Origin of the sequence: Streptomyces sp. NPDC048182 (assembly GCF_043202555.1) — a bacterium.
In the GTDB taxonomy this organism is placed as follows: Bacteria; Actinomycetota; Actinomycetes; order Streptomycetales; family Streptomycetaceae; genus Streptomyces.
Genome location: NZ_JBIDAQ010000008.1, coordinates 327,566 through 341,428, shown reverse-complemented (window position 1 = coordinate 341,428; position 13,863 = coordinate 327,566). Strand labels below are relative to the sequence as shown.

The following is a 13,863-nucleotide window of genomic DNA, read 5'->3' as shown; positions in this document are numbered from 1 at the left end:
AACCGGCGCAGAGCCTCACTGCGCACGGCGACCACCCGCGCCGCATCCTCCAGCGACAGCGCTCCGGCCACGCAGGCGGCGGCCATCTCCCCCTGGGAGTGGCCGATCACAGCGGCGGGCTTGACACCGTAGTGCTCCCAGACCGCGGCGAGCGAGACCATCACGGCCCACAGCACCGGCTGGACGACCTCCACGCGGGACAGCTCGCCACCGTCGCCGCGCAGCACCCCGGTCAGCGACCAGTCCACATACGGCGACAGGGCCCGCTCGCACTCGGCGATCCGGGCGGCGAACACCGGCGACTCCTCCAGCAGCCGCGCACCCATCCCCACCCACTGCGAGCCCTGCCCCGGAAACACCAGCACCGGACCCGGCCCCACCGAACCCGCCACCCCCGACACCACACCAGCCGAAGCCTCACCCGAAGCCAGCGCCTCCAGCCCCGCAGTCAGCTCCTCGCGCCCCCGCCCCACCACGACCGCCCGGTGCTCGAAGGCCGACCGGGTCATGGCAAGCGACCATCCGACCTCGGTCGGAGAGACGTCTCCCGACACGAAGTCACCCAACCGCCGAGCCTGCTGCCGCAACGCCTCCTCGGTCCGCCCGGAGACCACCCACGGCACCACCCCGCCGTCCGCCGGCTCGGGCGCCTGTGCCGGAGCCTCCTCCTGGGGTTCGGGCTCGGGGGCCTGCTCCAGGATCACGTGCGCGTTCGTCCCCGAGATGCCGAAAGAGGACACCCCGGCCCGGCGCGGGCGTTCGCCGCGCGGCCAGGGCACCGGCTCGGTGAGCAGCCGTACGCCACCGCCGTCCCACTGGACGTGCGGGGTCGGCTCGGACACGTGCAGGGTGGCGGGCAGCAGCTCGTGCTGGAGGGCGAGCACCATCTTGATGACCCCGGCCACACCGGCGGCGGCCTGGGTGTGCCCGATGTTCGACTTCACCGAGCCGAGCCACAGCGGCCGGTCGGCCTCGCGCTCCTTGCCGTACGTGGCGATGAGCGCCTCGGCCTCTATGGGGTCGCCGAGCTTGGTGCCGGTGCCGTGTGCCTCGACCACGTCGATCTCGGAGGTGGAGAGGTGGGCGCCGGCCAGTGCCTGGCGGATGACGCGGCGCTGCGAGGGCCCGTTCGGGGCGGTGAAGCCGTTGCTCGCACCGTCCTGGTTGACGGCCGAACCCCTAAGGAGGGCCAGGACGTGGCGGCCGTTGCGGCGGGCGTCGGAGAGGCGTTCGAGGAGGATCAGGCCGACGCCCTCGCCCCACCCCGTGCCGTCGGCAGCCGCCGCGAACGGCTTGCAGCGGCCGTTGGGTGCCAGGCCGCGCTGGCGCGAGAAGCCGGTGAACACCTCGGGCGTGGACATCACCGTCACACCGCCCGCCAGGGCGAGGTCGCACTCGCCCTGGCGCAGCGCCTGGGCCGCCAGGTGCATCGCGACCAGGGAGGAGGAGCACGCGGTCTCGACGGTGACCGCCGGGCCCTCAAGGCCGAGTGTGAAGGAGACGCGGCCGGACAGGACGCTGGGCGCGGTCCCCGCGTATCCCTCGGTGGCCCCGGGGTCGCCCTGGGTCTGGTTGCCGGTGGTCGCGGCGCCGACGTAGACGCCGGTGGTGCTGCCCTTCAGCGAGGTGGGGTCGATGCCCGCCCGCTCGAACGTCTCCCAGGACGTCTCCAGGAGCAGCCGCAGCTGGGGACTGCTGGCCAGCGCCTCGCGCGGGCTGAAGCCGAAGAACCCGGAGTCGAAGCGGTCGGCGGCGTGGACGAAGCCGCCCTCGCGCACATAGCTGGTGCCCGGGTGGTCGGGGTCGGGGTGGTAGATCTCCGCCAGGTCCCAGCCCCGGTCGGCCGGGAAGTCCTCGATGGCGTCGCCGTTCGCGGCGACCAGGTCCCACAGCCCCTCCGGGGTCTCGACCCCACCGGGGAAGCGGCAGCCCAGGGAGACGATGGCGATGGGCTCCTGGGAGCGCTCCTCGACCTCGCGCAGGCGCTGCCGGGTGTCATGCAGTTCGGCGGCGACCCGCTTGAGGTAGTCGACCAGTTGCTCTTCACTCGCCATGAGAGTTCACCCAGCCTTCAGCGTGGTTGCCGCACGGTGCACGGTCGGTTCACAGACCCAGCTCTTTGTCGATGAAGTCGAGGACCTGGTCGGTCGAGGCGACCTGGAGCTGTTCCTTGGCGCTGCCGGAGCCGGGCGACGCGCCGGCCGCCTTCCACTTCGACAGCAGGGACTCGAGGCGGGCCGTGACCACGTCGGCGTCGAGCCGGTCGACGAGGGCGGAGGACAGGGTGTTCTCGAGCTTCGCCACGTCGCGGAGGACCGGGTCGGTGGCCTCCTCTCCGGCAGGGGCGCCGGCATCGGGAGCGAGCTGTTCGCCGAGGTGTCCGGCCATGATGTCGGCGTCCGGGTAGTCGAAGACGAGCCCGGCGGGCAGGCGGCAGCCGGTGGCGGCGGACAGCCGGTTGCGCAGTTCGACCGCGGTGAGGGAGTCGAATCCGAGTTCCTTGAAGGTGCTGCCCGTCGTCAGACTGTCGGCGGGGAGCCCGAGGACGGTGGCGGCCTGCTCGCGGATGAGCCGGACCAGTGTGTGGTGCCGGTCGGACGGCGGCAGCGCGGCGAGGCGTCCCGCCAGGTCGGCGGGGGGCGCGACTGCCGTCGCGGCCGGCCTGCTCGGGGCGGGGGTCGCGAGGCCGCGCAGCAGAGTGGGGCGGGTGCCCACGGGGTGCGTCGCCAGGGCGCGCAGGTCGAGGTTGAGTCCGACCAGGTGGGGGCGGCCGTGGCGGTGTGCGGCGTCGAGGAGGGCCAGGCCCTGTTCGGTGGGCATGGCGTTGACTCCGGTGCGGCCCATACGGGCGACGTCGGTGTCGGTGAGCTTGCCGGTCATGCCGCCGGCCGCCTGCCACAGACCCCAGCCGATCGACAGGCCGGGGAGCCCCTGGGCCCGGCGATGCTGCATGAGGGCATCGCAGTAGGCGTTCGCAGCGGCATAGTTGGCCTGCCCCGGGCTGCCCAGCGTCGCCGCCGCCGAAGAGAACACCACGAACAGACCGAGCCGCAGACCACGCGTCGCCTCGTGCAGGTTCGCCGCCGCGGCGGCCTTCGCGGCCCAGACCCCGGCCAGGGCCTCGGGAGTCTGTGCGGTGACCACCGCGTCGTCCAACACGCCCGCAGCGTGCACGACGCCGGTCAGCGGGTGGGCCGGGTCGACCCCGGCGACCAGCTCGGTCACCGACCCCGGGTCACTGACGTCAGCCGCGACCACGCCGACATCGGCACCCAACGCCGACAGCCGCCCCACGAGTGCACTGACTCCCGGAGCGTCGGCGCCACGCCGCCCGGCCAGCAGCAGATGCCGCACACCCCACTCCCGCACCAGATGCTCGGCCACCAGCCCACCCAGCACCCCCGTACCACCCGTCACCAAAACCGTGCCCACGGGATCCAGCGCAGGCCCAACCTCCAGCACCAGCTTGCCCGTATGCCTGGCCTGACTCATGAAACGGAACGCCTCCCGCGCCTCACCCAAGGGCCAGGAACGTACCGGCAACGGCTTAAGCCGCTCTGATGCGAACAACTCCCCCAACCGCCCCAGCATCCGAGACACCAGGTCCGCACCCGCATCAGTGATCAAGTCATAGACGGTGTATGCCACCCCTGGATGTTCGGCAGCCACCTCCCCGCCATCACGCAGATCCGTCTTGCCCATCTCCAGGAACCGGCCGCCCTCCCCCAGCAACCGCAACGAAGCATCGATGAACTCCCCCGTCAGACTGTTGAGAACGACATCCACACCCCGCCCACCGGTCGCCGCACGGAAGGCGTCCTCGAACTCCAGGTCCCGGGACGACGCCCGATGAGCGGCGTCGATACCCATCTCCTCCAGAACCCCGTGCTTGGCCGCACTCGCCGTCGCGAACACCTCGGCACCCAAGTGCCGGGCGATCTGCACCGCCGCCATCCCCACACCACCAGTCGCGGCATGGATCAGCACCCGCTCCCCCGCCCCGACACCCGCCAACTCCACCAACCCGTACCACGCCGTCAGGAAGGCCACGGGCACGCCCGCGCCTTCCCGCATGCCCCAGCCCCGAGGGAGCGGCGCGACCATGCGCGCGTCGGCGACGACCATCGGGCCGAACGCGCCCTCGAACACGCCCATGACCGGGTCGCCGACCGACAGGTGCGTGACACCGGGGCCCACCTCGGTCACGGTTCCGGCGCCTTCGCCGCCCATGGCTCCGTACGCGGGGACCATGCCCAGCGCGACCAGGACGTCCCGGAAGTTGATGCCGGACGCGTTCACCGACACACGGACCTCTCCCGCTGCCAGGGGTTCGAGCACCTCCGGGCAGGGCACCGCCGCGAGGTCCTCGAGCGAGCCGCCGGTCACCGTCTGCAGGCGCCAGGCCGGTTCACCGGGCGGGGCGACGAGCTCGGCGGAGCTGCGGGCCTGGGTCAGGCGCGGGACGAGTATCCGTCCGTCACGCACGGCTAGTTGGGGCTCGTCCAGCTCCTCGACGGCATTGCGCAGCTGGGATTCGGGCAGTTCGCCGCCGTCGGTGTCGACCAGCGCGAAGCGGCCCGGGTGCTCCGACTGGGCGCTGCGGACCAGGCCCCACACGGAGGCGGCAGCCGCGTCCACGTCGCCGGCTCCGCCGGTGGCCACCGCCCCCCGCGTGACCAGCAGCAGGCGGGACTCGGCCAGCTCCGGCCGAGCCAGGAACGCCTGGACGAGAGACAGTGTCCGCTCGGCTACCGGAAGGCCCTCGCCGTGGTCGACGGTGGCCACCACGGCCCACGGGGCCTCACCGACTTCCAGGGCCAGTTCAGCCGGACCGGCACCGTCCGGCACCATGACCCAACCGCCCTCGGGCGCCGCCGACCGCGATGCCGCAAGCGGTGTCCAGTCGACCGTGAACAGCCCCCGTACGTCGCGCTGCCGGGCGGTGGTGAGCTGGTCCGGCCGCATGGGGCGCGTCTGTACGGCGTCGACGCTCAGGACGGGGCCGCCGGCCGGGTCGGTGACCGTCAGACTCAGCCCCTGTTCGGCGTTCCCCCCGACCGGGCGGAGCCGCACGCGGACTGCCGCGGCACCCACCGCCCGCAGCGATACGCCGTTCCACGCGAAGGGCACGTGGACTTGGTCGTCCCGGGGGCTCTCCTGGAAGCGGGCGGCCAGGAGCGGGTGGAGGGTGGCGTCCAGGAGGGCGGGGTGGATGCCGTAGCCGTCGCGCGTACCGGCGGCCTCGGGCAGCTCCACCTCGGCGAGCAGGTCCTCACCGTGCCGCCACACCGCCCGCAGGCCCTGGAAGGACGGCCCGTAGGCGTATCCGGCCCGTGCCGCCCGCGCGTAGAAGTCCTCGGCGTCCAGCGGCTCGGCGCCGGCCGGGGGCCAGGCTCCTCCGCCCACGCCGTCCACGAGAGGGGCGGGTTCGGGTGCCTCGGGGGCCAGGACGCCAGAGGCGTGGCACACCCAGGAGTCGTCGTCACCGGAGTCCGAGCGGGTGTAGATCTTGACCTCGCGGCGGCCGTCCTCCGCTTCCGCGTCGACAACGACCTGCACCCGCAACCCCGACGACTCCGGCACGACCACCGGCGCCTGGAGCATCAACTCCTCCACCATGCCGCAACCGACCTCGTCACCGGCCCGCAACGCCCACTCCACCAACACCGCACCCGGCACCAGCACCGTCCCCGCCACCGCATGATCGGCGAGCCACGACACCCCCGAACGCGACACACGCCCCGTCAGCAGACAGCCACCCCGGTCGGCGAACTCCACCGCCGCACCCAACAGCGGATGACCAGCCGCCACCAACCCCAGACCGGCCGCGTTCCCGCTGCCCGCCCCACCGGAGAGCCAGAAGCGCTTGCGCTGGAAGGGATAGGTCGGCAGATCAACGACGGCGGGGGCCGGCTCGGCCGGGAACCATCCCGACCAGTCCACGTCGACCCCGGCGGTGTGCAGCCGGGCCACGGCCTCAGTGAACGCCTGCTCCTCGGGCCGCTCACCGGCAAGCGAGCACACCACAACCGGCTCCGGGCCCTCCACCCCGTCGAGGGTGTGCTGGGCGGCCGTGGTCAGCACCGGAGCGGGGCCGAGTTCGATGAACGCCCGTGTCCGCTCAGCGACGTGGGCGATCGCGGGCTGGAAGAGGACCGTCTGGTGCACGTGCCGCGCCCAGTACTCCGGCGCCGTGATCTCTTCGCCCGCAGGCAGGCCCGAGACATTGCTGATGAGCGGTATCGATGGCTCTCGCAGGTCGACTCCGCCGATCGCCTCGGTGAACTCCTCCAGCATCGGCGCCATCAACACCGAGTGAAAGGCATGACTGACCGACAGCGCCTTGGTCTTACGCCCCCGCCCCCGCCACACCGCCGCGACCCGCTCCACCTCCTCCACCGGACCCGAGACGACCGTCGAATCCGGCGTGTTGACCGCCGCGACACTCACCGTCGAACCCTCCAGGCCGGCAGCCAGTTCCTCCGCCGTCGCCTGCACCGCACACATCGCCCCACCCGCAGGCAACGCACCCATCAACCGGGCCCGCGCACCCACGATCCGGCACGCATCCGCCAGGTCGAACACGCCCGCCACATAGGCCGCAGCGATCTCCCCGACCGAATGCCCGATCACCACATCAGGACGGACACCTACCGACTCCCACAACCGGGCCAGAGCCACCTGCAACGCGAACAACCCCGCCTGCGCCCACGTCGTATGGTCGAGACGCTCCTTCGGACCCTGGAAGACCGTCTCCTTCAGAGAGGAGACGCCCAACTCCCCCTCCAACAGGGAACACACCTCGTCAAACGCCTTGGCGAACACCGGAAACCGCTCATACAACCCCGCACCCATCCCCACCAGCTGACTGCCCTGACCACTGAACAGCCACACCACCTCACCACCCGCAGTGACCTGCGGAGAGGCCGGGCCGATCAGCCCCGGGTGCGTCTCTCCCTCGGCCAAGGCCGCGAGCGCGGCGCGGAGTTCGGGTCGATCCTTGCCCGATACGACGGCCCGGTGTTCGTGCGAGGCACGTGTCGTCATCAGCGACCAGCCCACATCGGTCAGCGACGCACGTGACGCGTCGTCGGCGACGTCGATGAGGCGGTGCGCCTGATCCCGGAGCGCCTGCGGGCTGCGGGCCGACAGCACCCACGGCACCAGAGCGGCGCCTTCCGGCGCACCGCCGGCCTCCTGAGCCTCCACGGGCTCGGGTGGTCCGTACTCGACGATCACATGCGCATTGGTCCCCGAGGCGCCGAAGGACGAGATGCCCGCCCGGCGCGGCCGGTCCACCTCCGGCCACGGCACGGACTCGGCAAGCAGCCGCACCGCGCCCGACTCCCAGTCCACGTGCGGCGTCGGCTCATCCACGTGCAGACTCGCCGGCACCACACCGTGCCGCATCGCCATCACCATCTTGATGACACCCGCCACACCAGCGGCAGCCTGCGTATGCCCGATGTTCGACTTCACCGAACCCAACCACAACGGCCGACCCGCAGGCCGCCCCTGCCCATAAGTCGCAAGCAACGCCTGCGCCTCGATCGGATCCCCGAGCGTCGTACCCGTGCCATGCCCCTCGACCACATCCACGTCCTCGGTCCCCAGCCGGCCGCTCGTCAGCGCCTGACGGATCACCCTCTCCTGCGACGGACCGTTCGGAGCCGTCAGACCGTTGCTCGCACCGTCCTGATTCACCGCCGACCCCCGCACCACCGCGAGCACCCGGTGCCCGTTGCGGCGCGCGTCGGAGAGCCGCTCCAGCAGGATCATGCCGACACCCTCGGAGAAGCCGACTCCGTCGGCGCCCGCCGCGTACGGCTTGCAGCGGCCGTCCGGAGCCAAGCCGCGCTGCCGCGAGAAGCCCGCGAACACGGCGGGGTCGGCCATCACGGTCACGCCGCCGGCGAGCGCGAGGTCGCACTCGCCCTGCCGCAACGCCTGCGCCGCCAGATGGATCGACACCAGGGACGACGAGCATGCCGTGTCCACCGTCACCGCCGGGCCCTCCAGACCCAGCGTGTACGACACCCGGCCGGATACCACGCTGCCGGAGTTCGCCAGGTAGGCGTAGCCCTCCAACTGGGCGTCGGCCTCCGGGAACGACTTGGCGTAGTCGTGGTACATCACGCCCACGTACGTGCCGGTCAGCGTGCCCTTGAGCGTGGTCGGGTCGATGCCCGCCCGCTCCAGCACCTCCCAGGACGTCTCCAGGAGCAGGCGCTGCTGCGGGTCCATCGCGAGCGCCTCACGCGGGTTGACGCCGAAGAACGCGGCGTCGAAGTCGCCCGCGTCGTGCAGGAATCCGCCCTGGTCGGCGTAGCTGGTGCCCGCGTTCTCGGGGTCGGGGTGGAAGAGGCGCTCCAGGTCCCAACCACGGTCGGTGGGGAAGGCGCCCATGGCGTCCTTGCCGGAGTCGAGCAGGCGCCAGAGGTCGTCGGCGGAGGTCACGCCGCCCGGGAAGCGGCAGGCCATGGAGACGATGGCGATCGGCTCGTCCGGGCCGGCCGCTGTCGGTGGAGGTGTCGGTGCCGGGGTGGCGGTCGCCGAGGGCTGGGCGCCCGCGAGGCGGTGGGCCAGGTGGGCGGCGAGCGCGTGGGGGGTGGGGTGGTCGAAGACGAGGGTGGCGGGCAGGCGCAGGTCGCAGGCCGCCGAGAGGCGGTTGCGCAGCTCCACCGCCGTCAGGGAGTCGAGGCCCAGGTCCTTGAAGGCCGCCCGCACGTCGACCTGGGCCGCCGAGCCGTGGCCGAGCACCGCGGCGACGTACTCGCGTACGACGTCGGTGACGAGCTGGAGGCGTCCGTCCGCGTCGAGGCCCGTCAGACGGGCGGCCAGTGCTCCGCCGGCGAGGCTCGAGGCCGCCACGCGACGCCGCGTGGCGGGGGCGGTGAGCCCGTGCAGCAGTGGGGAGAGGGCGTCGGCCGGGGCGCGCGGGTCGAGGTCGGCCGCGATCACGTAGGGGTGGTCGTGTGCGTGGGCGGCGTCGAGGAGGGCCAGGCCGTCTTCGGTGGTCAGCGGGGTGAACCCGGTGCGTTTCATCCGCGCCAGGTCCGTCTCGCCGAGGTGCCCGGTCATGCCGCCGGCCGCCTGCCACAGGCCCCAGCCGATCGACAGGCCCGGGAGCCCCTGGGCCCGGCGATGCTGCATGAGAGTGTCGCAATAGGCGTTGGCAGCCGCGTAATTGGCCTGCCCCGGGCTGCCCAGCGCCGCCGCCGCCGAAGAGAACACCACGAACAGACCAAGCCGCAGACCACGCGTCGCCTCGTGCAGAAGACGCGCCGCACCCGCCTTCGCCGCCCACACCCGCCCGAACGCCTCGGGAGTCTGAGCGGTGACCACCGCGTCGTCCAGGACACCCGCAGCATGAACCACACCGGTCAGCGGATGAGCCGGGTCGACCGCCGCGAGCAGCGCGGCGACCGCCTCCGGATCGCTGACGTCGGCCGCGACGACGGCGACCTCGGCACCCAGCTCCGCCAGCTTCCGCACGAGTTCGTCGGCCCCCGGCGCTTCGGATCCACGCCGCCCGGCCAGCAGCAGGTGCCGCACACCCCACTCCCGCACCAGGTGCTCGGCCACTGCCCGGCCGAGTACGCCGGTGCCGCCGGTGATCAGGACGGTGCCGTCTTGATCGATCCCCTCGGCCCCGTGCAGCGGGGTCACGGCCCGGGTGAGCCGCGGCACCCTTGCCTCCCCGCCGTGCACGGCCAGCTGCGGATCGTCCCGGTGCGTCGCCACGGCCACCGCCGTGGCGAACGCGTCGTCCGGGCCGAGGTCGACCAGCGTGAAGCGGCCGGGATGCTCCGACTGGGCGCTGCGGATGAGACCCCATACGGCCGCGACCGCCGCGTCCACATCACCGGCACCGTCGGTGGCCACCGCGCCCCGGGTCACCAACAGCAGCCGTGAGTCGGCGAGCCGGGGCGCGTCCAACCACGTCTGCGCGAGGCCCAGGACGCGGACGGCCAGCGACAGGCCGTCGTCACCCGGTTCCGGCTCGACCCGCACGGCTACGACCGGAGGCACATCGGCCCCGGCCTCGACGGCGGCCAGCACATCGGCCAGGCCCGCTCCAAGCTGCCCCTCGCCCGCCGGGCTGTCGTCCGGAATCCGGGGAAGGGGCCCGTCGAAGCCCTCCGCCGGTATCCACGCCAGGTCGAACAGGCCCTGCCGCGAGCGGTCGCCGGCCGCCGCGAGACGACCGGTGTCGGCCGGGCGCGAGTGCAACGCACCCACCGTGAGCACCGGAGCGCCGACCGCGTCGGCCACGGTGATCCGCAGCCCCTGGTCGACCCGTTCCCCCAGCGGGGAGAGCCGCACCCTGACCTCGGCGGCCCGTACCGCGTGCAGTGCCACGTCGCTCCAGGCGAACGGCAGCCAGACCTGACCGCCGTCGGACGGCGGAAGCAGCGTCGCCGCGGGCTGGAGCACGGCGTCGAGGAGCGCCGGGTGAATGCCGAACCCGTCCGGGTCACCGGCCTCCTTCGGCAGCGTCACCTCGGCGAAGATCTCGTTGCCGTGCCGCCACAGGGCCCGGACTCCGCGGAAGGCGGGCCCATAGCCGTACCCGGCCTGCTCAGCCACGGCGTAGAGGTCCGCGACGTCCACCGCCTCGGCGCCGGGCGGGGGCCAGGCGCCGTCGAGGGATTCGGCCCGGGCGTCCGCGGGTTCGGGGCCGAGCACCCCGGTCGCGTGGCAGGACCACGGTCGCACCGCCGCAGCGGCGTCGTCGTCATCGGGCCGCGAGAACACCTGGACCTCGCGGCGCCCCCGGCCGTCGGCCGCCTCCACGACGACCTGGATCTGCAGACTTCCCGAGTCCGGCAGTACCAGCGGCGCCTGCAGCGCCAGTTCCTCCAGGCTGGGGCAGCTCGCCTCGTCGGCGGCCCGCAGCACCCACTCCACCTGTGCCGCGCCGGGCACCAGGGCCTGGCCCGCCACGGTGTGGTCGTCCAGCCAGGCGGCCGACCGCCGGGACACCCGGCCGCTCAGCAGATGCACGTCCCCGCTGGCGAGGCCCACGGAGGCGCCCAGGAGGGGGTGCCCCGAGGCAGCGAGGCCGAGCCCCGCCGGGTCGCCCGACCGCCCACCGGAGGAGGGGAGCCAGAACTGCTGGTGCTGGAAGGCGTAGGTGGGGAGGTCGACGGTGCGGGGGGTGGTGGGTTCGGTGGGGAACCAGCGGTGCCAGTCGATGCCGGCGCCGGCGGTGAAGGCGTGGCCGGCGGCGCGGGCCAGCTGGGCGGTATCGCCGTGGTCGCGGCGCAGGGTGGGGACGACGGTGGCGGAGACGTCCGCCTGCTCGACGGTCTCCTCGATGCCGAGGGTGAGGACGGGGTGGGGGCTGGCCTCGATGAACAGGCGGTAGCCGTCGGCGAGGAGGGTCTCGACGGTGTCGGCGAAGCGGACCTGCCGGCGCAGGTTGGTCACCCAGTACTCGGCGTCCAGACCGGTCGTATCGGCCATGCGCTCGGCCGTGACGGTGGAGTAGAACGCCACCTCCGTAGCGGCAGGCTGAATGCCGGCGAGCCGCTCGGTGAGCAGGCCGGTGATCTCGTCGATCTGCGGCCCGTGCGAGGCATAGTCCACGTCGATGACGTGGGCCCGCAGCTCGCACGACTTGGCGTCGGCGACCAGGGCGGCCACTTCCTCGGGCGGCCCGGAGATCACTGTGGAGGCCGGCCCGTTGACGGCCGCGATCCCGACACCGAGGTGCCCCTCGATCAGTTCGGCCGCCTGCTCGGCGCCGACGCCCAGCGAGGCCATGGCGCCGCGCCCCGCCAACTGCCGCAGAGCGTCACTGCGCACGGCGACCACCTGCGCGGCGTCCTCCAGCGACAGCGCCCCGGCGACGCAGGCAGCGGCCATCTCCCCCTGGGAGTGGCCGATGACGGCGGCGGGCTTGACGCCGTAGTGCTCCCAGACGGCGGCGAGCGAGACCATCACGGCCCACAGCACCGGCTGCACGACCTCCACGCGGGACAGCTCGCCACCGTCCCCGCGCAGCACATCCGTCAGCGACCAGTCCACATACGGCGCCAACGCCCGCTCGCACTCGGCGATGCGGGCGGCGAACACCGGCGACTCCTCCAGCAGCCGGGCCCCCATCCCCACCCACTGCGAGCCCTGCCCCGGAAACACCAGCACCGGGCCGGCACCGGACGCCCCCTGGACCACGCCCTCCACCACGCCGGCGGACGGCTCCCCGACCGCCAACGCCCGCACACCGGCCAGGAGTTCCTCCCGGTCCCGGCCCACGACCACCGCCCGGTTCTCGAACACCGAGCGCGTGGCGACGAGCGACCAACCCACCCCGGCAGCCGACGCCCCCGCGTCACGCTCCAGGAACTCACCCAACCGCCGAGCCTGCTGCCGCAGCGCCTCCTCCCCACGGGCCGAGACCACCCAGGGCACGACCCCGGCCGGTGGCTCAGCCGCGGCCGGCTCCTCGGGCGCCTCCTCCTTCGGCGCCTCCTCCAGGATCACATGGGCGTTGGTCCCCGACATCCCGAACGCGGACACCCCGGCCCGGCGCGGGCGTTCACCGCGCGGCCAGGCGACCGGCTCGGTCAGGAGCCGCACGGAGCCGGCGGACCAGTCGACGTGCGGAGTGGGTTCGTCGAGGTGCAGGGTGGCGGGCAGGAGTTCGCGCTGGAGCGCCATGACCATCTTGATGACGCCCGCGACACCGGCGGCGCCCTGCGGGTGGCCGATGTTGGACTTGACCGAGCCGAGCCACAACGGCCGGTCCTCGTCCCGCTCGCGGCCGTAGGTGGCGAGGACGGCCCCGGCCTCGATGGGGTCCCCGAGCGTGGTGCCCGTGCCGTGCGCCTCCACCGCGTCGACCTCGGCGGCGCCCAGGCCCGCGCTGACCAGGGCGGCGCGGATCACCCGCTCCTGCGAGGGGCCGTTGGGCGCGGTGAGTCCGTTGCTCGCGCCGTCCTGGTTCACGGCCGAGCCCCGCATCACCGCGAGGACGCGGTGGCCGTTGCGGCGGGCGTCCGAAAGGCGCTCGAGCAGGATCAGGCCGACCCCCTCGGAGAATCCGGTGCCGTCGGCGGTGGATGCGAAGGGCTTGCAGCACCCGTCCGGGGACAGGCCGCGCTGGCGTGAGAACTCGGTGAACATGCCGGGGGTCGACATCACGGTCACGCCGCCCGCCAGGGCCAGCTCGCACTCGCCCTGGCGCAGCGCCTGCGCCGCGAGGTGCATCGCCACCAGTGAGGAGGAGCACGCCGTGTCGACGCTGACCGCCGGGCCCTCGAGGCCGAGCGTGAAGGAGACGCGGCCGGACAGGACGCTGAGCGCGTTGCCGGTCAGCAGGTGGCCCTCCACGGCCGTGTCGGGCTGGGCGCCGCCGAAGCCCGGGACGCCCGCGCCCACGTAGACGCCGGTCGGGGTCAGCTTCAGCGCGGCCGGGTCGATGCCGGCCCGCTCCAGGAGTTGCCAGGCGGTCTCCATGAGCACCCGCTGCTGCGGGTCCATCGCCAGGGCCTCGCGCGGGCTGATCCCGAAGAAGGAGGCGTCGAAGCCGGGGGCGTCGTACAGGAACCCGCCGTGCCGGACATAGCTGGTGCCCGGGTGCTCGGGGTCGGGGTGGAAGATGCCGTCCAGGTCCCAGCCGCGGTTGGTGGGGAACTCCCCGATGGCGTCGCCGCCCGTCGCGACCAGTTCCCACAGCGCCTCGGGCGATTCGGCGCCGCCGGGATAGCGGCAGGCCATGGAGACGATCGCGATCGGCTCCTGGGAGCGCTCCTCCACCTCGCGCAGACGCTGGCGCGCCTGCCCGAGGTCCACGGTCACCCGCCGCAGATACTGACGAAGCTTTGCTTCCGTACTCAGCTCAGTACTCGACATCGA

The 13,863-nt window shown here is 73.1% G+C and carries 1 protein-coding gene and 1 pseudogene; both read right to left on the bottom strand.

All coding sequences use genetic code 11. The features are described from left to right. Positions 1–2,054, bottom strand: a pseudogene (locus ACGFZL_RS18695) (type I polyketide synthase); the annotation flags it as partial. Positions 2,055–2,103: 49 nt separating this feature from the next. Then, a complete protein-coding gene (locus tag ACGFZL_RS18690) occupies positions 2,104–13,860 on the bottom strand; it encodes an SDR family NAD(P)-dependent oxidoreductase (RefSeq protein ID WP_393692944.1) in 11,757 nt (3,918 codons plus the stop codon). Between the last annotated feature and the right edge of the window lie 3 nt (positions 13,861–13,863).

Coding starts and splice junctions, on each gene's coding strand:
- ACGFZL_RS18690 (WP_393692944.1), bottom strand. CDS start 13,860: ATGTCGAGTACTGAGCTGAGTACGGAAGCAAAGCTTCGTCAGTATCTG.